The sequence below is a fragment of the Candidatus Poriferisodalis sp. genome, from assembly GCF_965237655.1.
Classification (GTDB): domain Bacteria; phylum Actinomycetota; class Acidimicrobiia; order Acidimicrobiales; family Poriferisodalaceae; genus Poriferisodalis.
This window is the reverse complement of the sequence record NZ_CBDEGB010000002.1, coordinates 1,085,936-1,107,262: the sequence shown is the minus strand read 5'-3', so window position 1 is coordinate 1,107,262 and position 21,327 is coordinate 1,085,936. Positions and strand designations below refer to the sequence as shown.

At 67.1% G+C, this 21,327-nt stretch carries 21 protein-coding genes; 6 read left to right on the top strand and 15 right to left on the bottom strand.

From position 1 onward, the window contains the following. The first annotated feature begins 1 nt into the window (after nucleotide 1). Nucleotides 2-1,981, top strand: coding sequence for a cell wall-binding repeat-containing protein (locus ACPXYO_RS13275; RefSeq protein WP_423921307.1), 1,980 nt, complete (start codon nucleotides 2-4; stop codon nucleotides 1,979-1,981). Nucleotides 1,982-2,088: 107 nt separating this feature from the next. Here ACPXYO_RS13275 and ACPXYO_RS13270 read toward each other — a convergent pair whose 3' ends face one another. The 4 genes from ACPXYO_RS13270 to ACPXYO_RS13255 form a co-directional block, all read right to left on the bottom strand. Next, on the bottom strand, nucleotides 2,089-3,396 hold the full coding sequence (locus ACPXYO_RS13270) for a bifunctional 3,4-dihydroxy-2-butanone-4-phosphate synthase/GTP cyclohydrolase II (RefSeq protein WP_423921304.1): 1,308 nt from the start codon (nucleotides 3,394-3,396) through the stop codon (nucleotides 2,089-2,091). Beyond that, on the bottom strand, nucleotides 3,389-3,994 hold the full coding sequence (locus tag ACPXYO_RS13265; RefSeq protein ID WP_423921301.1) for a riboflavin synthase: 606 nt from the start codon (nucleotides 3,992-3,994) through the stop codon (nucleotides 3,389-3,391). Before ACPXYO_RS13265 ends, ACPXYO_RS13270 begins: the two co-directional genes overlap by 8 nt. Nucleotides 3,995-4,005: 11 nt before the next feature. Next, nucleotides 4,006-5,043, bottom strand: a complete 1,038-nt coding sequence (ribD, locus tag ACPXYO_RS13260; protein ID WP_423921298.1) for a bifunctional diaminohydroxyphosphoribosylaminopyrimidine deaminase/5-amino-6-(5-phosphoribosylamino)uracil reductase RibD — start codon at nucleotides 5,041-5,043, stop codon at nucleotides 4,006-4,008. Between the two features lie 68 nt (nucleotides 5,044-5,111). Then, nucleotides 5,112-5,633, bottom strand: coding sequence for a MogA/MoaB family molybdenum cofactor biosynthesis protein (locus tag ACPXYO_RS13255; RefSeq protein ID WP_423921295.1), 522 nt, complete (start codon nucleotides 5,631-5,633; stop codon nucleotides 5,112-5,114). Between the two features lie 103 nt (nucleotides 5,634-5,736). Between ACPXYO_RS13255 and ACPXYO_RS13250 the strand changes: the two genes are divergently transcribed. Further along, nucleotides 5,737-6,927: an amidohydrolase family protein gene (locus tag ACPXYO_RS13250; RefSeq protein ID WP_423921292.1), complete on the top strand. Its 1,191-nt coding sequence runs from the start codon at nucleotides 5,737-5,739 to the stop codon at nucleotides 6,925-6,927. Nucleotides 6,928-7,001: 74 nt separating this feature from the next. After that, nucleotides 7,002-7,418, top strand: coding sequence for a hypothetical protein (locus tag ACPXYO_RS13245; protein ID WP_423921290.1), 417 nt, complete (start codon nucleotides 7,002-7,004; stop codon nucleotides 7,416-7,418). Between the two features lie 49 nt (nucleotides 7,419-7,467). Here ACPXYO_RS13245 and ACPXYO_RS13240 read toward each other — a convergent pair whose 3' ends face one another. After that, nucleotides 7,468-8,745, bottom strand: a complete 1,278-nt coding sequence (locus tag ACPXYO_RS13240; protein ID WP_423921287.1) for a CaiB/BaiF CoA transferase family protein — start codon at nucleotides 8,743-8,745, stop codon at nucleotides 7,468-7,470. Nucleotides 8,746-8,854: 109 nt separating this feature from the next. Between ACPXYO_RS13240 and ACPXYO_RS13235 the strand changes: the two genes are divergently transcribed. Both ACPXYO_RS13235 and ACPXYO_RS13230 read left to right on the top strand, forming a co-directional pair. Further along, nucleotides 8,855-9,472 (top strand): enoyl-CoA hydratase-related protein, encoded by a 618-nt coding sequence (locus ACPXYO_RS13235; RefSeq protein ID WP_423921284.1) that lies wholly within the window; start codon nucleotides 8,855-8,857, stop codon nucleotides 9,470-9,472. A 44-nt stretch (nucleotides 9,473-9,516) separates the two neighbouring features. Beyond that, nucleotides 9,517-10,287 carry an N-acyl homoserine lactonase family protein gene (locus tag ACPXYO_RS13230; RefSeq protein ID WP_423921281.1) on the top strand — a complete coding sequence of 257 codons (771 nt, stop codon included), beginning with the start codon at nucleotides 9,517-9,519 and terminating at the stop codon, nucleotides 10,285-10,287. A gap of 22 nt (nucleotides 10,288-10,309) precedes the next feature. On the opposite strand, the gene ACPXYO_RS13225 is transcribed toward ACPXYO_RS13230, so the two are convergent. Beyond that, on the bottom strand, nucleotides 10,310-11,335 hold the full coding sequence (locus ACPXYO_RS13225) for an amidohydrolase family protein (RefSeq protein ID WP_423921278.1): 1,026 nt from the start codon (nucleotides 11,333-11,335) through the stop codon (nucleotides 10,310-10,312). 149 nt (nucleotides 11,336-11,484) lie between these two features. Between ACPXYO_RS13225 and betC the strand changes: the two genes are divergently transcribed. Continuing rightward, a complete protein-coding gene (gene betC / locus ACPXYO_RS13220) occupies nucleotides 11,485-13,014 on the top strand; it encodes a choline-sulfatase (protein ID WP_423921276.1) in 1,530 nt (509 codons plus the stop codon). A 58-nt stretch (nucleotides 13,015-13,072) separates the two neighbouring features. Here the strand turns inward: betC and ACPXYO_RS13215 are convergent, their stop codons facing one another. The 9 genes from ACPXYO_RS13215 to mihF form a co-directional block, all read right to left on the bottom strand. After that, nucleotides 13,073-13,645 carry a YfcE family phosphodiesterase gene (locus ACPXYO_RS13215; RefSeq protein ID WP_423921273.1) on the bottom strand — a complete coding sequence of 191 codons (573 nt, stop codon included), beginning with the start codon at nucleotides 13,643-13,645 and terminating at the stop codon, nucleotides 13,073-13,075. A 21-nt stretch (nucleotides 13,646-13,666) separates the two neighbouring features. Further along, nucleotides 13,667-14,572, bottom strand: a complete 906-nt coding sequence (locus tag ACPXYO_RS13210; RefSeq protein ID WP_423921271.1) for a methionyl-tRNA formyltransferase — start codon at nucleotides 14,570-14,572, stop codon at nucleotides 13,667-13,669. A 107-nt stretch (nucleotides 14,573-14,679) separates the two neighbouring features. Then, on the bottom strand, nucleotides 14,680-15,249 hold the full coding sequence (gene def, locus ACPXYO_RS13205; RefSeq protein WP_423921268.1) for a peptide deformylase: 570 nt from the start codon (nucleotides 15,247-15,249) through the stop codon (nucleotides 14,680-14,682). A 60-nt stretch (nucleotides 15,250-15,309) separates the two neighbouring features. Then, on the bottom strand, nucleotides 15,310-17,166 hold the full coding sequence (locus tag ACPXYO_RS13200; RefSeq protein ID WP_423921265.1) for a hypothetical protein: 1,857 nt from the start codon (nucleotides 17,164-17,166) through the stop codon (nucleotides 15,310-15,312). Nucleotides 17,167-17,274: 108 nt separating this feature from the next. Further along, a complete protein-coding gene (gene metK / locus ACPXYO_RS13195) occupies nucleotides 17,275-18,465 on the bottom strand; it encodes a methionine adenosyltransferase (protein WP_423921262.1) in 1,191 nt (396 codons plus the stop codon). Nucleotides 18,466-18,573: 108 nt separating this feature from the next. Further along, nucleotides 18,574-19,863, bottom strand: coding sequence for a bifunctional phosphopantothenoylcysteine decarboxylase/phosphopantothenate--cysteine ligase CoaBC (gene coaBC / locus ACPXYO_RS13190; protein WP_423921259.1), 1,290 nt, complete (start codon nucleotides 19,861-19,863; stop codon nucleotides 18,574-18,576). Between the two features lie 61 nt (nucleotides 19,864-19,924). Next, nucleotides 19,925-20,263: a DNA-directed RNA polymerase subunit omega gene (rpoZ, locus tag ACPXYO_RS13185; RefSeq protein ID WP_419553752.1), complete on the bottom strand. Its 339-nt coding sequence runs from the start codon at nucleotides 20,261-20,263 to the stop codon at nucleotides 19,925-19,927. A 95-nt stretch (nucleotides 20,264-20,358) separates the two neighbouring features. Next, a complete protein-coding gene (locus ACPXYO_RS13180; protein WP_423921256.1) occupies nucleotides 20,359-20,970 on the bottom strand; it encodes a guanylate kinase in 612 nt (203 codons plus the stop codon). 10 nt (nucleotides 20,971-20,980) lie between these two features. Continuing rightward, nucleotides 20,981-21,316, bottom strand: a complete 336-nt coding sequence (gene mihF / locus ACPXYO_RS13175) for an integration host factor, actinobacterial type (RefSeq protein WP_423921254.1) — start codon at nucleotides 21,314-21,316, stop codon at nucleotides 20,981-20,983. Between the last annotated feature and the right edge of the window lie 11 nt (nucleotides 21,317-21,327).

The window sequence follows — 21,327 nt, the reverse complement described above, 5'->3', positions numbered from 1 at the left end:
GGTGCCTGCCCTCCTCGTTCTCGGTGCCGCCGCGCTGATGCCGGTTTCCAGCGCTGCTGCGCAGTCGGGAGAGTCCGGCCTTGCCGACATAGAACTCGTGCGCTACGGCGGAGCGGACCGCTACGCCACATCGCTGCTCATCGCTGAGGCAGTCGCGGCAGATGCCGACGGTGAATTGGAGTGGGTTGTCATGGTGTCGGGCCTGAGCTGGCACGAGGCTGTTGTGGCTGCGTCGGTGGCGGGGCGTCTCGAAGCCCCCGTGCTGATGACACCTCCGGATGCAGTGCGGAGCGACGCGCTGGAGTTCCTGGATCGCGTCGGCGCGTCGAAGGTGCTGCTGGTGAGCAGCGGCACCGGGTCGGCGCGCACGATCACTGAGGCAATTGACGACCGGCTGCGCCAGGCTGAAATCGCCGTCGAGCGCATCGGCGGCAACGACCGGTACCACACCGGAGTCGCGGTGGCAGAACGGCTCGGTGCTGTCGGCGCGCTGAGCGGCGCCAAGACCGCGATCATCGCCAGCGGCGAAGTGTTCGCTGACGCGCTGGTTGCGGGTCCGCTGTCTGCACATGGCGGCCATCCGGTGCTGCTGACTCCCGGTGCGGAGCTGCACGCCGCCGTTGCGGATTACCTCGTGCGCGAGCGCATCGAGCGTGTCGTGCTCATGGGCGGGCCCGCAGCACTGTCTCAAGCGGTAGAAAACGCAATCGGCAGATTGGGTATCTCGACAGATCGCATTGCCGGAGCATCGCGGTTCGAGACGGCAACGCAGACGGCTGCCTATGCGGCTGGGCAATCGAGCGGCAGTTGCTTCGCTCAAGCCAGGGTCGGACTGGCCCGGGCGCGCGTGCCTTTCGACTCGTTCAGCGCAGCACCACTGCTCGCTCGCCGATGCGCGGCACTGGTACTCACGAATCCTGGCGACGTGCCTCAGAGCACCGCCGCCTACCTCGACACGGTGCGACGCTCAGCTGGCGACGGTGCTGCTCAGCTTCTCGTGTTCGGCGGCGAGGCGGCCGTCGCCAAGTCGGCCATTGACGCTTACCGGACCCGAAGCGACACCTCCAGCGGCGAGTCGGTAGCCGATGATGCAGCCGTGGGTCCGTGCGGGGGCACACCCACTGATGCGCCGGTGCAACTGCTCGAGAGCCCATTCGCTAGCGAAGCAGACTGGTCGCCCGATTGCCGGCAAATTGTCTACAACAACGGAAGCGCGCTGGTGGTAGCCGACCGCGACGGCACCAATGCGCGACTGCTGTTCAGCATGGTCGGTGTCTCATCTGGCAATCCCGCGTGGTCACCGGATGGCTCTAAGATCGCGTTCAGCGGGTGGACGAGCACGGATCCTTCCCAGGGCACCGATCCTTACCGGAGCCACATCTACACGGTCATCAGTGACGGATCGAACCCGGTCCAATTGACCAGCGGTGCGGTTGAGGACGACAATCCGACTTGGTCGCCTGATGGTCGCAAGCTGGCATTCGGTCGCCATAGTTGGGAAGACAACGATTGGTTCATCATGAGCATGGACTCCGATGGACGGAATCCAGTCGAGCTGACCCGGGACTTCGGTGGGGGGTCGAACCCGGCCTGGTCTCCTGACGGTTCGCTGATTGCCTTCGAGTGGGTCGGACCACTGGCGGTCATGAATGCCGACGGAACCAATATGAGGACATTGCCTCCCGAACTCAACCGCTCGGGCCGCCTGCCATACAACACCGACAGCAAGCTGTCGTGGTCACCGGACGGCACCCGTTTGGCATTCAGCCTCTACGAAACACGGGAGGATCGCGCCGTCCCGGATGAATCGAATATTGCCATCCTTGATATTGGCACCGGTCAGGTGACGGAGATCACGCGGATGGAGGGCCACGAGATCAACCCGGATTGGTCGCCAGACGGTCAGCGAATCCTCTTCAACTCCGGTCAGGACGACGCCGGACACAGCCACGTCTTCGTGGTCGGTGCCGAGGGATCATGATCTGACAGCAGAGCGAGGCGGACGTAGAGACGGTCACGCCCGTCATGTGCCGCGGATCTGCTTCGAGCTTGGGGTCCTGGGCCGCCGCTCGCAGACAAGACCGGGCATCAGTCGGCGAGCGGGGGTGCTGCTTCGAGGTCGCTCTCGGCCGCGTCCTGGGCTTCGTCGTCCATGAGGTGGCCCATGCGCATCTTCTTCGTGCGCAGGTAGGCATGGTTGTGGGGGTTGGCTGGCGCCGTGGTCGGCACCCGCTCGACGATTTCGAGTCCGTAGCCGGACAGACCGCCGATCTTGTTCGGGTTGTTCGTCATGAGGCGCATCCGATGCACGCCAAGCTCCGCCAGGATTTGCGCCCCGATGCCGTATTCCCGGCTGTCCACCGGCAGGCCCAGCTCCAGGTTGGCGTCGACGGTGTCGCGACCCAGGTCCTGCAGCGAATACGCAGCGATCTTGTGACCGATGCCGATGCCGCGGCCCTCGTGGCCGCGCAGGTACACGAGTACGCCGGCGCCCGACTCGGCGATGGCCTCCAGGCTACCGTGCAGCTGTGCCCCGCAATCGCAGCGCATCGAGGCCAGGATGTCGCCGGTCAGGCATTCGCTGTGGACACGCACCAGCACCGGCTCGGAGCCCATGACGACCCCGTAGGTGAGCGCCAGGTGCTCGGTGTCGTCGAAGTCGCGGAAGACGTGCCCCATGAACTCGCCGTAGATGGTGGGGATGCGGGCTTGCGCGATCGGATCCACGAGGCGCTCGTTGGCGCGCCGGTAGCGGATGAGGTCGGCGATGGAAATGAGGAGCAACCCGTGTTGATCGCTGAACTCGACGAGATCCGGCAGGCGAGCCATCGACCCGTCGTCGTTGACCACCTCGCAGAGCACCCCGGCGGGATGGCACCCCGCCAGCCGGGCAAGGTCCACCGCTGCTTCTGTGTGTCCGGCCCGCTTGAGCACGCCACCAGGGCGATAGCGCAGCGGCAGCACGTGGCCAGGCCGGTTGAAGTCATTGGCGCTGGACTTCGGGTCGGCCAACAGGCTCAGGGTTCGTGCCCGGTCTCCCGCTGAGATTCCGGTCGTGGTGCCTTCGGCTGCATCCACGGTGACCGTGTAGGCAGTGCGCATCGACTCGGTGTTGACGGTCACCATCAGCGGCAATGCCAGCTCGTCGAGTCGTTCCCCCATCAAAGGAGCGCAGATGACACCCGATGTGTAACGGACGAAGAACGCCATCGCCTCTTGCGTGGCGTGCTCAGCCGCCATGATGAGGTCGCCCTCGTTCTCACGGTCCTCGTCGTCGACGACCACGACGATCTCGCCGCGTCCGATAGCTGCGATCGCATCGGGAATGGCAGCGAACGGCGATTGGGCGGGTGCCCCTTCGGCTGTGTTGTGATCGGTCATGCCGGACTCAGTCATCGTTGGTTCCGGAGCCATTCTGCCCGAGCAGACGCTCGACGTAACGAGCGAGGACGTCGACCTCAAGGTTGACGGGATCGCCAGGCTGCGCGGTGCCGATGGTGGTCATCGCCATCGTGTGCGGGATGAGTGCCACCGAGAACTGGCATCCGCCGGTGTCGTCGTCGTCGATGTCGAAGCAGGTGAGGCTGACGCCGTCGAGTGTGACCGACCCCTTCTCCACCAGGTATCGGCGCAATCCCCCGTCGGAACCCACAGCGACGCGCAGGTCAGGGCCAGGTCGGGTGATCGTTGCCACACCGTCCACATGACCCTGCACGATGTGACCGCCGAGCCGGTCTGCGTAGCGCATCGCGCGCTCGAGGTTCACTGAATCGCCCGCTGCCAGCGAGCCGAGCGCTGTGCGACGTGCCGTCTCGGCGGTGACGTCGGCCTCCCACCAGCCATCCCCCATTGCGACGACGGTGAGGCAGCAGCCATTCACAGCGATCGAGTCGTCGATGGCGCTGTCAGCGAGCACGACCGCCGCATTGAATCGGTATCGCTCACCATTGCTGCCGGCGAGGCTGCCGAGTTCCTCGACGATTCCGGTGTACATCGCTGGTCCCTTCAGCGCCCCGTGCTGGGGCGCCGATCGGGGCTGACGATACCGGTGAGTGGCCCACCGAGGCTCGCAGCGGGGTGCCCAACTGGGTGCACGGTGAGGCGTAGGTCGGCTCCCACGTGGCGGACCTCAGCGATGTGGCCACGCCAGAACTCGCCGATCGTGGATGCACCTGGCCCCGCCAGCAACGGCAGCCCGTCGTCGCCGCCCGCGAGCGCAGGCGCGAGATACACGACGTATTCGTCGACCAAGCCAGACCGGTGAAACTCCCCCGCGACGTGGGCACCGCCCTCCACCAGCAGCTCGACGACGCCTTCGGCGGCCAGATCCCTCAGCACTCTGGGCAGCGGCCCGCTCACTTCGGTGCAGGGATGCACGTTTGCGCCGGCCGGCGCTAAGCCGAGCACGAAGCGGCGCGGGTCAGTCCCCGGCGCGTCGCGGACGGTCAGCGACGGGTTGTCTGCACGCACGGTGCCGGCGCCCACCAGCACCGCATCGCAGCGCGCACGCAGCGCATGGGCATCGGCACGGGCTTCGACCGAGGTAATCCATTGCGACGTCCCGTCGGGTGCGCCGATGCGGCCGTCGAGGGTGGTGGCCAGCTTGAGTACCACCCAGGGCCTGCCGGTGCGGCGCTGATGCAGGTAGGGACCGAGCGAGGCCTCGACATCGCCGAAGCCTTCGATGACCTCGATTCCTGCGGACCGGAGCGCAAGCGTTCCCCGGCCTGACACCTGCGCATCGGGATCGGCGACGCCGATACAGATGCGGCCGATTCCGGCGTTGATGATGGCTTCGACGCACGGCGGTGTGCGGCCGGTGTGCGAGCAGGGTTCCAACGTCGTGTACAGCGTGGAAGCGGCCAGATCCGTGCCCGCCGCGAGCGCCGCATTGAGCGCGACGATCTCGGCGTGTCGTCGCGGGGGCGGCTCGGTCGCCCCGCCAAACGCTTCGCCGCTCGCGGTGACGAGCACGGCGCCCACCCACGGATTCGGCGCTGTCGTGCCCCGGACGCTCTCGCCCAGCTCGACGGCGTGCGCCATCTGTGCAGCGTCAGCCTCCGTCGCCGGGTTCGCCGGCTCGCTGCGAGGAGCCGGGTCGTCCGGGCACATCAGTGAAGCCGTTCGCCAGCCAGCAGCGCCAACGCGTGCGGCAACACATCGGCCACTGCCTCGAAGCACTCCACGCAACCCTTTGTGGAGCCGGGCGTGTTCAGCACGATCGCATGACCGACAATGCCCGCGACGCCACGCGACAGGCGGCCCAGGGGGTTCACCAGCCGCATGGCCTCGGCCAGGCCGGGCGCTTCGCGCTCGATGACGGCGCGGGTCCCTTCAGGAGTGAGATCTCGCTCGGTGAAGCCGGTGCCGCCGGTGGTGACGATGAGGCCTTCGAAGCCACCGGTCATGGACCGCAGCGCTTCGGCCACCGTCTCGACGCCGTCGGCAACGACACGGCGTTCGACCACCTCGTATCCCGCGGCCCCCAGCACGTCGCCGAGTGCTTCGCCGCTGCGGTCCTCGCGAGTGCCGGCGATCACACCGTCGGAGACCGTCAGCACCTTCGCCGCAAGCCCCGGCGATGGATCGGGATGATCCTGGGCTTGATGATGCCCCACACGCGAACCGGCCATCGCGGCAGGCTACCGACGGTCATTTGGGCGTGGCGTTGAATGCGACGTCCAGCGCATTGATCGGCCCAGCGACTCACCCCGCCCCCGTCACCAACCTGCATCCATGGCCTACGCGCGCAATCGGACCTATCTCGACGCCGACAGCCACCTCATGGAGCTGCCGGACTTCCTGCGGGCTCATGCGGATCCGGGCATTCGGGATCGCATCCCCGAAATTGACTTTGCCAACGGCGGCCGCCTCACCGACGACATGGAATTGGCGGTGCAAGCCCGTGCCCACCCGCCCGAGACCGTAGAAGAGCTGATCGCTCTCGGAGACGACCTCATCGCTGGGCCGAAGGGATACCAGGCACTGGGTGCCTTCAACTCCGGCGAACGGTCCACGGCGCTGGATCTGCTCGGTTTTGCCCGGCAGTTCGTCTTCGCCACGTTCAGCGTCGGCGTGGCCTTCGATCCCCGGTCAGACCTCGACGTGCGCTACGGAGCCGCCCTGGCACACAACCGGGGCATGGCTGAGTTCTGTGCAGGCGATGACCGACTGGTCGGCGTGGCACTGCTGCCGCTGGACGATCCGCAGATGGCGGCTGCCGAAATGACCCACGCGCTCGAGCTGGGACTGGGTGCGATGTGGATTCCCCACCGGCCCGCAGGCGGCGCGTCGCCTGGGCACTCAGATCATGATCCTGTCTGGGCGCAGATGGCCGAGGCAGGAGTGCCGTTTGTGCTGCACGTGGGCGGGGAGCCGCTGCAAATCCGCCGAGAGTGGATGGATACGGGCCGCCCGGTACCGACCGATTGGCGTGGCGGCGGCGAGAACGTACGCGGCAAGGACATGGTCGCCCTGCATCACGCCGCGGAGACCTTCGTCGGCGTGATGGTGCTTGACGGTGTGCTGGCCCGCCATCCGAACCTGCGCGGCGGGGTCATCGAACTCGGCGCCGGCTGGGTGCCCCAGATGCTGCGCCGGCTCGATCAGGTTGTCGAGATCTGGAAGCGATCCGAGCCGGATCTTGCTGCGTTGGGTGAGGCGCCGTCGGAACAGATCACCCGGCAGATGGCGTTCACGCCGTACCCATTCGAGGATGTCGGCGCCATGATCCGCGACTCCAACGCGAACCTGTACCTGTTCTCCAGCGACTACCCCCATATCGAGGGCGGCCGGAATCCGCTGGGTCGCTTCAACTCGTCACTCGAGGGGTTCATGACCGCGTGCTCGACCGTTTCTTCGCCGACAACATGGCAGAGTTGCTCGAAGCCCAGTCCTGACAAGCCAGGCCTGAAAAGCCAGCCCTGACACCTTCGCTCCGTCCATTCGTGGTATTCACGCGACGGGACCCGCCCCAGACCTGACCCAGAATCGAGACTCCAATGAACGAAGTCCGTGAAGTCGCTTTTGATCTGGACACCGTTCGCATCGTCCTGCACGTGCTGGCCGTGACCGTGTGGATCGGCGGTCAGATCGTCGTCGGCGCGGTCGTGCCCGTCGTCAGCCGCGCATTTCCCGGATCAGGCAAGATCGCTGCAAAGGCGTTCTCCCGAGTCGCCTGGCCCGCGTTCGGCGTGGCGGTGGCGACGGGGCTGTGGTCGATGCTCGCCATTCCGAGCGAAGAGACAAGTTCCGGCTGGGCGATGCTGCTGGGCATCAAGATGCTGCTGGTGCTCATCTCGGGCGTCGGCGCGCTGGTGCATCAGAACGCAGGCGACAACGTCGCGAAGCGAGGCATCGGCGCCGGCGTCTCGCTGCTGTGCGGCCTGACGGCGCTGCTGTTCGGCGTGATGCTCTAGCGCCAAGTTCTCCGCAACTGGCTGCGAGAGCCGGCCCGGGCGCCAGCCGTCACCAGATGGCGCTGGCTGCCTTGAGTTCGAGAATCTGCTCGTCGTCGTAGCCCAGCTCGGCGAGGATCTCGTCGGTGTGCTCGCCGTAGTCGGCGGTTCCGCCTCGCGCGCCGCGGAACTCATCGACGTCGAATACCGCCGTCGGTCCAATAAAGCCGTCGTCGAAGGTCACGAGGTACTCGTTGGCCAAGATGTCGGGGTTGTCCGCGAGGTCCTCCACGCGATTCACCGGCGACACCCACGCCCCGCAGCCCCGGATCGCCCGCCACCACGCCTTGGTAGTGCCAGTCCTCATGTGAGCGGCGAACAGGGGTGCGAACTCGGCGCGGTTGCGCACAACGTCCTCGAAAGTGGCGAACCGCGGGTCTTCCAGCCACGACTCGATGCCGACAGCTCTCGCAAGCCCTTCCCAGTGCGGTCCTTGCAGAGCAGCGATCGCAATCCAGCCATCGACCGTCTCATAGACCGTGAAGAGCGGGTTCCAAGCCCTTCCAGGGTCGAAGCGGTCCATGCGCTGTCCCACGTTCGCGGCAACGCCTACGGCCTGGCTGGCCAGCCACAGCAGCGCCTGTGTCTGGGACGTGCCCACCACGCAGCCCCGACCGGTGCGCGCACATTTGAGCAACCCGGCCATCACCGCCGAAGCCATGTTGGTGCCGGTCAGGATGTCGCTCAGCGAGCCCGGCGGATATGTCGGCACTTCGGTCGGCGAGATCGCGTCCATGAAGCCGGCGTGCGCCATGCCAACCGTGTCCTGGCACAGATCTTCGGCCAGCTCGCCTCGAAGCCCGAACCCGCCGCCTCGGCAATAGACCAGCTGCGGGTTGAGCTTGAGCAGGGTGTCGGGGTCGGCGCCGTAGCGGGCGAGGCCGGCAGTCCGCAGGTTGGTGATGAACGCATCGGCCTCGCCGATCAGGCGCTCGAAGACCGGGCGTCCCGCGGCCGACGCGATGTCGAGTGCCAGCGACCGCTTGTTGCGGTTGAGCGAGCCGTACAGCCATTCTCGGCCCCGATCGTCAAAGCTCACCCCGAACACGCTTGCGAAGCTGCGCATGTAGTCGGCCTGGCCGACCTGCTCGATCTTGACGACATCCGCGCCGAGCGATGCCAGCGTGAGGCCCCCGACAGGTCCTTGCACGTACATGGTCATCTCGACGACACGGGTGCCGGCGAGCGGCGCCTCAGCAGCTGCGTCCATCACGGGGTCCATCACCGGGTCCATCACAGGCTGTGCGTTGGGTTCCGTGTCCCGTTCATCGAACGACTCGACCGTCATCGCGGGCGACAGTAGCGCTGCGCCTGCGACCAACCCGGTCCGAGTTGCCCATCGAGGCAGCAGGCGCTCTTGACTAGGGCGATCCAACGCTCCACAAGAGGGATGCGCGATGGGCGACACTGGCTACAACAGCACGGGCTACACCTGCTTCGACGTGGAAGTACGCGACCGCATCGCTCGCCTCACGATGAAGCGCCCAGAGCGGGCCAACTCCATGATCGCCGAATTCTGGACGGAGTTGCCCGGCATCATCGACGACATCTCGGCCTGCGACCTGCGCTACGCGACCAGCGATGCGTTCTTCGTCATCCAGGAGATCAACATCGGCATGACCGCCGATGTGGGCACGTTGCAGCGGATGCCGAAGCTGGTGCCCGAAGGCGTAGTGCGGGAGCTGGCCTACACGGGACGTCGCATGGGCGCTGAGGAAGCCTTGGACCGAGGCTTTGTCAACGCCGTCTACGACGACCACGCCTCCATGATGGAAGCCGTCCACGAGATCGCTGCACAGATCGCCGCCAAGAGCCCGATGGCGGTCTGGGGCACCAAGCAGACCATGAACTACAGCCGCGACCACTCCGTGGCTGACGGTCTGGAGTACATCGCCACATGGAACGCTGCGATGTTCGATACCGACGACATGGGCGAGGCCTTCCGTTCCCAGCTCGACAAGCGCGATGCGGAGTTCCCCGGCCACCGCCCGCTGCACGGAGGCCTCGCCACCTGAGAAAGTAGGCACTGCTACTCGAGTCGACCCCAAGGAGCACGAACATGGCCGGACTGTCCCTCGTCCCTCTTGAATGCGGCTGGCTGTCCACCGCTACCGCCTCGGTGATCGCGGATGCGCCCGGTGAGGTGCGGCTGCCTATCCCGAGCTGGCTGGTGCGCCATTCCAGCGGTCAGACGCTGGTGTTCGACACCGGCATGCACCCGCAGGTGCAGGACGGCGTAGGCACCCGCTACCCATTGATGGCAAAGGCCTTCACGGCCGACTACTCGGCGGGCGAGGAGGTCTCGTCCCGGCTGGAGGGGGTCGAAGTCGATCCGGCCGGGTTGACGTTCGTGATCTTCAGTCACCTGCATTTCGACCATTGCGGCGGCACGGAACTGCTGCCGAATGCACGGCTGATCTGCCAGCGGGCCGAGTGGGAGGCCGGACATCACCCCAAGCTCATCGAGCACGAGGTGTACAAGCCCGAAGATTTCGACCTGGGCCACGACGTGCTGCTTGTCGACGGCGAGCACGACGTGTTCGGCGACGGCTCGGTGACGTGCATCCCGACACCGGGACACACGGCGGGTCACCAGTCATTGCGAGTGGAGCTGGACAGCGGTCCGGTGGTGCTGACCGGAGACTGCGTCTACTGGGAAGACGTACTCGATCGAATGCTGCTGCCGCCGTTCGGCTTCAACCACGACATGCAGCTGGAATCAATGCGGCGACTGAAGTCGCTGCGCGACGACGAGGGGTGCCGCCTGCTCTACGGGCACGACGACACCCAGTGGGCGACGCTGCCCCACGAGGGGCTCGGGCTGACCTAGCTCGTTGACCTAGCTCGCTGACTTAGCTCAGCGGGTCGACGCGGTAGAAGCGGCGAGCGGTACCGGCGAAGAGGTCGGCGCGTTCTGACTTCGTATAGCCGGCCTGATCGCAGATGCGCTGGAAGGCGTTGAACAGCACCGTGTACGAGCAGCCCTGCTTGTCCACTGGGAAGTTGCTCTCGAACATGCAGCGGTCGGGGCCGAAGGTCTCGATTGCGTGTCGGATGTCGTCGCTCCAGGTTGCTGCGACGTGCTCCGAGGAAGGTGCCTGAGGGAGTCGCTTGAAGCCCACGCCATAGATGCTCATGCCAATGCCACCCACCTTGACGGTGACCTGGGGGTGCCTGGCAAGCGCTTCGAGCGCTGGCCGCACGACGGCGCGCACCTCATCACGGCGGTCGGTGTAGGGGCCGATGCCCAGCGGGCCGCCGAGGTGGTCGAGCACGACGGGTGTATCGGGCACAGCATGAGCGAGGTCGACGAGTTCGGTCACTTGCGGATGGAACATCCAGCCATCGAAGCTGAATCCCATCCGGCCCAGCGTGGCGAATCCGGCCCGGAAATCCGGAGCTCCGAGCAGGCCGGGCGGAGCCTTGGTGTGGCTCTCGCGGATCTGGTCGCTTGCGTCCCAGCCGTTGGCGTGACGGATGCCCCGAAACAGGCCCTCGCCGGCCTCGTCGTGCGCTGCGAGCACCTCCTCGACGGCGTTGCCGAGCGTCAGGTCGGCGAAGCTGACGATCGCCGAGATGGTTGCCCCGTCGGCATCGGCCGATATGGCGGCCTGCTCTGCGACGAACTCGGTCTCGCCCACCGGCCGCATGTGCTCGGGCCCGCTGGTGTAGTAGCCAGCCATGCACTCCACAAACACCGTCTGGGTGACGTTGTGGCCCGCACCGGTGTCGGCGTGCAGTTCAGGCACGAGGTACGTGCCCGCCGGGAAGTCCCAGAGGTGATGGTGCGGGTCAACGATCTCGGTGTCGGGATCGATGGGCTGCTCGACGGTGGCTGCCAGCCATGCGTCCTTGTCGACTGCTGGGTCGTCGGCCACTGCTGTTCCCCCTGTGTCGTAGCGAACGGGTTGCGCGCGGCACTGTAGGCGGCGACGCCCCGCCGGGCATTCGCCGACGAAACGGTTCGGAAGCCGAACGACGTTCACCGTGGTCAGCGCAGCCGGACTTGGTGGTTAGGTTCCGCTCAATGACGAAGCCGAACATCCTCTTGGTGATGGCCGACCAGCTGGCGCCCCACTTCACAGATGCATACGGGCATCCGCTGGTGCAGACCCCCGCCATGAACGCTCTTGTCGAACGCGGAGTGCGTTTTGACGCCGCCTACTGCAACTTTCCCCTCTGCGCGCCTTCGCGGTTCTCGATGCTGTCCGGGCAGCCGGCCACAGCGATCGGTGCGTGGGACAACGCGTCGGAGTTCGCGGCATCGGTGCCGACGCTGACGCACTACCTGCGTCTGCTGGGCTACCGCACGACGCTGGCGGGGAAGATGCACTTCATCGGGCCCGACCAGCTCCACGGATTCGAAGAGCGTCTGACCACCGACATCTACCCCTCGGGCTTCGCGTTGACGCCCAACTGGGACGCTGACGCTGCACCGTTGAGCCATTGGTACAACATGGCAAGCCTGTCGGAGGCGGGACCGGTGCTGACCAACTACCAGCACGACTTCGACGAAGAAGCCGGATTCGCCGCCGTCCGGCACCTGTACGACCTCGCCCGCCAACCCAGCGACGAGCGTCCGTTCTTCCTCGTCGCGTCGTTCACCCACCCCCACGACCCCTACGAGGCCCGGCCGGAATGGTGGACCCTGTACGACCCCGACGACATCGACCTGCCGGAGCCGATTGCCGACCATGAGATCGATGCGCACACCCGGCGCATCCGTCACGGCATCGGATCCGACACGCCTGGGCACACCGATGAGCAATGCCGCAATGCGCGGCACGGCTACTACGCCAACACGAGCTACTTCGACTCCTGGTTAGGGCGACTCGTGCGGGCGCTTGAGGAGACTGGGCGCGCCGACGACACAATCGTGATCGCCCTCAGCGATCACGGCGACATGCTCGGCGACCGGGGGGCTTTCTTCAAGATGTCGTTCTTCGAGCGCGCAGCTCGAGTTCCATTGGTGGTGGCAGGGCCGGGCGTCGCCAACTGCGCGATCCCGAACGTGTGCTCGTTGGTTGACCTGCTCCCGACCATTCTGGACGTTGCGACAGACGGCGCCGGATGGCCCGAGTTGAGCCCAGAGACGAGGCCGGACTCAGCAGGTCGCAGCCTGTGGGAGCTTGCATCAGGCGGCCACGATGACGCCGACGAGGCCATCGGTGAGTACACGGCAGTCCTGACCACCCAGCCGATGTTCATGATCCGCAGAGGCCGCTACAAGTACATCCACTGCGAGGGTGACCCGGCCCTGCTCTACGACGTCGCGGCGGACCCGCTTGAGCGAACCAACTTGGCGGCCGACGCTGATCACGCCGAAGCAGCGGCGGCGTTCGCCGCCGAGACCGCGCAGCGCTGGGACGCCAGCGCGCTCCGCGAGCAGGTGCTGGCGTCGCAGCGAGCCCGGCGGGTTCTGAGCGCGGCGGCGCAGGCCGGCGGAACGATGTCGTGGGATTACAGCCCGCCCCGCGATGTGGCCGGCGAATACGTCCGCGACGGCATGGACTGGCTGACGACAGGACGCAGGAGCCGCATCATCGCGTCCGGCTGAGCGAGCGGAGTGCTGGCGGCGTCCGGCCAGGGTGTCCCCGACGCATCCAGCAGCAGCCTCAGATCTTGCGATCCCAGGACTCGGTGGGTTCGAGCCCATCGGGTGTGAGCTGCCACAGCGACGGCGTGGCCACGCCGTCAGCAATGTCGAGATATCCAATGGTGCCGAGCTGGGCGCTGAGGTTGCGAGGGAACGTCGGCGATCCGGGATTCACGCACAGCACGCCCGACAGCGTGTCGATGCGGTGAACATGCGTGTCGCCGTACACGCACACATCGAGTTGCTCGCCGCCGAAGTGCCGCTCGATGGCGTCGGCCACGGTGTAGAAGGACAGCTCCGGCACGGGCAGGTGATGGGTGAGGCCGACCCGCACGCCGTCGAAGGTGTGCGCCCAGGCATTTGCCAACAACCGATGGTCAGGCTGGATGTCGCGGCCCGACGAGCCGTCGTCGCCGTTGCCCCGAGCGGCCCAGGTCGGTGCAATCTCGTTGAGCCGGTCGACGACCGATATGTCGTAGATGTCGCCGGCGTGCAGGATGGCATCGCACCCCTCCATGGCTGCATACGCCCCTGGCCAGAGCTCCGGCGCAGCCTCGGGGATGTGGGTGTCCGAGATCAGCCCGATCCGCATCTAGTCACGCTAGGCGCGAGGTCAGCCGAAGCGGGTGCCGGATGGCAGTCGGGCGCCGTTCAGCCATGCCTGGGCCTCGGCAGCTGGGCGGCCCGCGGGCTGTACGACGTTGAGGCGCACAATGCCGTGTCCGGTGACCACGGCGTCGCTCTGAAGCGTTCCCGGCGGCGCATCGTGCGTCAGCGACAACGGGGTGCCTCCACGAACGATGAATCGTTGGCCGTTGAGCATGGTCCACGCGCCACCCACCCGGATCTGGCGGTCGATGTGCGTTGCGGGCTGGGACCAATCGATCTCTCGGTCGGCACGGCTGAGCTTTCGGGCGTACGTGGGCTCGCCCTGCTGCGGTTCGGCTGTGCCGAGACCGTCGTTGAGGGATGTCACGAGGCGCTCGGCTCCCTCGTGCGAGAGTCGGCTGCGAAGGCTGGCAGCAGTGTCGGTTGAGCTGATCGGGACTTCATGGCGCCAGTAGACGGGACCGGTGTCCAGCGTTTCTTCCAGTGCCATCAAACAGACGCCGGTGACTTCGTCGCCGGCCAGGAGTGCACGCTCCACAGGGGCTGCGCCACGCCAGCGCGGCAACAGCGAGAAGTGCAGGTTGAGCATCGGGACCTGGGACAGCAAGTCAGCGCCGATCAGCCGGCCATAGGCGACGACCACCGCGCAGTCGGCATCACAGGCTGCGAGGTCGGCTGGGTCGTGGCTGATCGATAGGCCTCGCTGTTCCGCTGCGGCGGCAACGGGGCTCGGGGTGTCATGTCCGCGTCGGCTGCGCCGGCGTGGCGCGCCGGTCACAACGACGGGAATGTCGAAGCCGGCCTCAGCGAGCGACCCCAATGCGGGCACGGCGTCATTCGGGGTGCCCGCGAATGCGACGCGGCGGGGCCGGTTCGGGGGCAGTGGCAGAGTCGGCAACGGATGTGTCATGAGTCCTTCGGGCATCTCATCCCCACCGGCACATCCCGACTTTGCGCAAGAATGCCGCCACAGGCGGCAAATCTGCACAAAGAAGGCGCGACGCAGCCCCCGAACGCTCAGCCCGCCGCGCTGTTGCGGCCGACGAGAGGGACAGGGCCGCTCGCAGCGGGGCCCGGGGCGCCCGACTGCAGCTGTGCCAGCTTGGAGCGCCACTCTCGCAGGGCGTCCTTGCGCTCCGCCTTGTTGAGGTGGTCGATGAGCAGCACGCCGTCGAGGTGGTCAAGCTCGTGCTGGAACAGGCGTGCCGGCAGGTCCTCGGCTTCGATGCTGACCTCGTTGCCGTCGAGATCGAGGCCGACCAGATGCACCTCTTTGGGGCGGACGACGTCGAAGGTCAGGCCCGGCACGGAGAGGCATCCTTCGGTATAGGTCCACTCGCCGTCACTCTCGACGATTTCGGGATTGATGAGGGTCTGGGGGCCGTCGCCCTCGTAGAGGTCGAACACGAACAGGCGGCGTTGGATGCCCACCTGGGGAGCGGCGAGACCGATCCCCTCGGCCTCGTACATGACAGGCAGCATGTCGTCGACCATGCGCGCGACGCGGCCGTTGATCTCAGTGATTTCGGCAGCCCGCTGACGCAGCACCGGATCGCCCATCAGCCGGATCTCGAAGGTGCCTCCCATGGCTTTCGGAGGCTACCGGCGCGCCCTCGCGCCGACCGGCGGAGCGTTCGGCGAGCTGAATCAGGCACGCAGCGGGTCGACGGCGACCCGCAGCCGTCCTGAAGGCCGCTCGGCGGCTGCCAGCGCGTGCAGCAATACGTCCCGGTCGTCGCTGCGAATCCGCCAGGTGCCCTCGGCCGGCCCGGCGATGTCGAGTGCGCCGGCGCGATCGCCGGCTGAAAGGAGATCAATGTAGGTGCGGGCTGCTGCGCCCGACACCAGCGCCCAGGCGGCAGCCGGCGGCTGGTGCATTTGGGATCGACGCTCGATTTCGGCACGGATCCAGTCGCCCGGATCGGCCTCGACAGCCGCCAACAGGGCGGGATGGGCAGGCAGGCGGGTCTGCACCACAATGCGGCCTCCACCAGTGCGCGGTCCCACCAGCCGCGCTGCGCGTACAAGCAGCGCGAAGGCCTCCTCGGCGGCCCGGTAACGAGGCGCTGTCAGCTCCTGATCGAAGTCCAGGAAGGCCACTGCATCTGCTGATGGCACCCGGTGCAGCACTGCTTCGGTGCCGATGTAGAGCGCTGGCCCATCGGCCAGCTGCGGCGAGGCCGCCCGCCGGTGCCTGTGGGTTGAGTCGGCAGTCGAGCCGAGAGCTGCGTCAGTAGCTGCTGCGCTCTCGCCGACGATCTGGATCACGGGGCGTCGAGCCAGACGTTCCATCTCCTCCGCAACGCCCTTCACGCCGACGCGAGCGCGCCGGAACCTGGTGGCGCCGCAGGATTCGCAGACCGCCGGGCGCTTCTCGCCGCTGCCGGGATCGACAAACTGCTCCTTTTCCAGTCGCAGTGCACGCCCGGTTTGCTCCGAACACGCCAACTCGCCACACGATGCGCAGTAAGCGAGGCGAGCCCGCCCCGTGCGGTTCAGCACGCAGACCACGGTGCTATCGGTTCGCAGCAACGCGGCCAGGGCCTCCCCGCACCACCCCCCTGCAGTCGGGTCGTCCTGTCGCCGGTCGGCAATCTGCACCCGGGGCCAGGCTCCGCGCTCGGTCGGTCGTGGTGCGGTGATGAGCACCGGGGCGTCCGTGGTACCGGGTCGGCGGGCCCCCACGAGTGCGTCTGGTGACGGCATCGGTCCGACGAGCAGGCACTGAGCGCCGTCTCGGCGGGCACGCTCGACGGCGATGTCACGGGCATTCCAAGTGGGAGCGGCTTCGGACTGGTAGGCCCCGTCGTGCTCGTCGAGCACGATCACGGTGTCCATGGGGCCGCACGGCGCCCAAGCCGCAGTCCGGGTTCCCACCACCGCCTGCGCCGAGGTCGCGCCTGCCCAGTCACGAGGAGCCAGCGCAGTTGAGACGCCGGCTTGTCGCAGCCGCCCTGCCAATCGCGCCGCCCATGCCACGGTGGGCACCAGCACCAGCGACGGACCGCGCCGCACTGCCGCCGCGACCAGCGGCCATTCGTCGGCGCACGGTCCCAGACGCACGACGGCCGGCGCTTTCCGGCCGGACGCGAATGCGGCTGCGACCCAGTCCGGGGCATCAGCCGAAACAGGGGCCTGGGCGCCCTCGCGACCCCCCGAGACGTCTGACGGCAGGCCCGCTACGACCCGATCGGCACTGGCGATGCGCAGGAAATGAGCCCGAGTGCCCGCCCAGCGCCATGCGGCCCAACTCGCCAGCTCGACGATGTGCGGCGGCGGCCCCACTCCAACGACACCGCTGATCGGCACCAATTCCCGGCCGCTGGGCACCGGTGGTTCGAGCCCGGTCACCCAGCCCCGCAGGCGGCGACGGTTGAGCACCACCCTTACGACGGTGCCCACGGTGACGGGCACCCGACCCGAGGCGAGCTCCGGCGGCAGCAGGTAGGTGAACTCGCGGTCGATGGCCGGCTCGTCGACCAGCACTTGGACCGCTTGGCGCATCGTCGCAGTCTGCCCCGCGCCGCCCGCACAGCGAGCGCCGATTGCGCGGTGCCGCAGACCCGGCTGGATCTGCCTGTCCTGCTCGAAGGCGCCGTCGCGCCCGCCCGCCTACAAACCCAGCGCTGATTTCAACTCGTCGACCCGGTCGAGACGCTCCCAGGGGAACGACACGCCGTCGGATTCCCGGCCGAAATGGCCGTATGCGGCTGTGGCCTTGTAGATCGGTTGGCGCAGATTGAGGTCGGTCAGCAGGGCAGCGGGACGCAGGTCGAACACTTCGGCCACCGCCGACGCGATGGCGTCTGGGTCGACGTGGGATGTCCCGAAGGTCTCCACCAGCAACGACACCGGCTCGGCCCGGCCGATGGCGTACGCCACCTGGATCTCGCACCGGTCGGCTGCGCCGGCGGCGACCACGTTCTTTGCGACCCAGCGAGCGCCGTAGGCCGCCGAACGGTCCACCTTGGAGGGGTCCTTGCCGCTGAATGCGCCCCCGCCGTGGCGGGCGTAGCCGCCATAAGTGTCGACGATGATCTTGCGTCCCGTGAGGCCCGCATCGGCGACCGGTCCGCCGCTGACGAAGCTGCCCGAAGGGTTCACCAGCAGCTCAAAATCGTCGTCGGCGAACGCTGCCGGCAGCGTGGGGCCGATGACGTGCTCGAGCACGTCCGGGCGCATCATCCCGTCGATCTCGATCCCGTCCCGGTGCTGGGCGGAGACGACGACAGTGCGGAGCGCGATCGGCTCACCATCGCGGTACTCGAAGCTCACCTGCGTCTTGCCGTCAGGGCGCAGGTAGGGGATGCGGCCCGACCTGCGAGCTTCGGTGAGCTGCTCGGCCATTCGGTGAGCGACATAGATCGGCAGCGGCATGAACGCCTCGGTTTCCCGGCAGGCGTAGCCGAACATCATCCCCTGGTCACCGGCCCCCTGTTCAGGAATGACGTCCAACGTCGCGGCAGCTTCAGTACTTCCGAAGACGCCCTCGGTGATCTCGCTCGACTGCTCGTCAAGGGCGATCATGACGCCGCAGGTGTTGCCGTCGAAACCAAGCTCACCGTGGTCGTAGCCGATACCGATGATGGTGTCTCGCACCACCCGCGGGATGTCGATGTACGCCTCAGTGGACACCTCTCCTGCCACCACAACCAGACCGGTCGTGACCAGCGTCTCGACGGCCACCCGAGCGTGCCGGTCCTCGGCAATCAGTGAGTCCAGGATGGCGTCCGAGATCTGATCGGCCATCTTGTCGGGATGGCCCTCGGTCACCGATTCTGAGGTGAAAGTCCACTGGCTCACCGTGGCTCCAGATTCGATCGTGATTGGTCGGTCGTGTAGGCCCGTCGCAGCTGCTGATTGCAGCAGCGCGGCAAGGCTAGACGGCCTGAGCCGAAACCCAGCAGACGATCAGCGGCGAAGCTCGGCGACAGCGTCGAGCACGGCGTCGGCCACCTCGCGCTTCGAGCACAGAGGCAGCGGTCGCACGGTGCCATCGGCCAGCAGGATGGTCACGATGTTGGTGTCGTGTGCGAAGCCCGCGCCAGCGGCCGAGATGTCGTTCGCGACCATCACGTCGAGGTTCTTGCGCGCCAGCTTCTGTGCTGCGTTGTCGAGCACATCCGCCGTCTCGGCGGCGAAACCGACGAGTACCTGGCCCGGGGGCTTGCTGGCCCCGAGCCCGGCGAGGATGTCCGCGGTGTGCTCGAGTGCGATCACCGGCGGCGCACCGCTGTGGCGTGCGTCGCCCTTCTTGATCTTCTGAGGGGCGACTTCTGCGGGCCGGAAGTCGGCCACTGCAGCCGCCATGAGGATGACGTCGGCGTCAGCGTGTGCACGCACAGCAGCTTCCATCTCGGCTGCTGATTCGACCCGTACCTCCCGGATGCCTTCAGGAGAGGGCAGCGCGGCACTGGTTACCAAGGTGACGTCGGCTCCCCGGTCCCTCGCCGCGGTGGCGATGGCGTAGCCCTGCTTGCCTGACGAACGGTTGCCGATGAAACGAACCGGATCGATAGGTTCGCGGGTGCCTCCTGCCGTCACCGTCACGTTGACGCCTGCGAAGTCCCGGCGCGCCACCGATGGCTGGCGCACCTCGGCTGAGTCCGGTTGTGCGGCAAGCACTGCGCCAACGGCGTCGAAGATCGTGGCCGGCTCGGCGAGGCGGCCTGTGCCGACATCCCCGCCGGCGAGCCGGCCCGATTCGGGCACCACAATGTGCACGCCCCGGCCGGTGAGCACGTCGAGGTTGTGCTGCACGGCGTCGTGTTCCCACATCTCGGTGTGCATGGCGGGGCAAACGACCACGGGGGCACGCGTCGCGAGCAGCGTGGCGGTGAGCAGGCCGTCGGAAATACCCGCTGCGTAGCTGCCGATGACCCGCGCCGTGGCGGGCGCCACGACGATGACGTCCGCTGTCTGCCCCAGCGTCGTATGCGGGATCGGATCGTCTTCACCGAAGATCGACGTGCGAGCGCGCTCGCTGGCGAGCGCATCGAACGTGGCCCGGCCCACGAATCGCTGCGCTGCGGCCGTCATCACCGGAATGACGTGAGCGTCGGCGTCCATCATGAGCCTGCAGAGGATCACGGCCTTGTACGCGGCGATACCGCCGCTGACTCCGAGCACCACGCGGCGCCCGGTGAACGGCGACTGTGCCCGAGCAGAGTCAGGATTGAGGCGATCGGCAGAGTCCGTCACTGCCGCGCAAGGGTACGCCCCGCTGTCAGATCTCGACAGGGCTGGGTTGTGGTCCGTGGCGCTAGGCCTCGAGGTCGGGAACCACCTCGAGCATGGCAGCATCAGCCTCGGCTGCAGCGAGCGCTTCGGCTTCCAGACGTGCCCGCTCTTCGGGATCGAAGCGCTCGAAGGTGATCTTGTCGGCCTCGATCTCCTCGAACGCGATCGACAGCGGCTTGCGAGCGACCGAAGCCACCTGCGGCGGCACGACCGAGCCGATGCCGCCGTCGAGCTGGTTGTAGTACGAGTTGATCTGCCGAGACCGCATGGCCGCAAGGCTCACGAGGGTGAACTTCGAGTCGACCTTGGAGAGCAGGTCCTCGAGCCCCGGGGTGATCATGGTGTCGGTTGACTCAGTCATCGCAGAATGCAGGCTACCGAGGACCCAGCCCAGCGCCATGGTGCCTGCAGGCGCCGTGTGGTGGTTCAAGGCATGGAGCCCTCGCACGAGCCCGCTCAGGCTCGAGCAGCAGGCGGGCGGCGGGAGCGTGTGCGGTCCACGAACGCGGCGATCTCGCCCACGGTGCTGGAGATGTCCCGGTTCACCACGATGAGGTCGGCCATCCGGTAGCCCACGGGCAGCTCCTCGTCGGCCTTGGCGAGCCGGCGTGCTACCTCGGCGTCGGGATCCCCTCTCCGGCGCATGCGCCGTTCCTGCTCGGCTCGGCTGGGCGGAAGCACCATGATCACCAGCGCAGACGGATCACGATTGCGCACCGAGACAGCGCCCTGCACGTCGATCTCCAGCACGAGATCCCTTTCGAGGTCGGGCGGCGGCATCGGGGTGCCGTAGCGATACTCGAAGAAGTCGGCCCATTCCAGGAATCCTCCCGAAGCGATCCGGGCCTCGAACTCGGTTGCCGTCACGAAGGTGTACGCCTCGACTGGCTCCCCGACGCGGCGAGGACGGGTCGTCCAGGACCGGCTCAGCAGGAGGGTCGGATCCCGCGCCACCAGCTCAGCCACGATCGTGCCTTTGCCGGCCCCGCCCGGCCCGCACGCCACGTAGAGCGTCACGCCCCAAGGCGCGGTCGGGCTCGCAGCGCCACTGGGCGCCGGGTTGGTCATGCGACTGTATTCACGCGCCTGGGGCGGAATCCTGTGCGAAGTGCTCGCTCAAACGGCGCCGCTGCGTACCGCCGAGACCTCGCAGTCGCCGATTGTCGGCGATGCCTATCTCGGCCATCAGGCGACGGGCCTTGACCTTGCCGAGACCCGGCATCGACTCCAAGGCAGCAAGTGCCTTGAGCTTGCCGACGTTCTCGACAGTGTCGGCTTCGGCCAGCAACTCATCGAAGGTGAGCAAACCCATCTTCAACCGGTGCTTGACGATTGCGCGGACCTCGCGGGCCTCCTTGGCCTTGGCCAGCGCCTCGGCACGCTGCTCGTCACTGAGTTCAGGCAGCGGACTCATTGTCGTGCAGT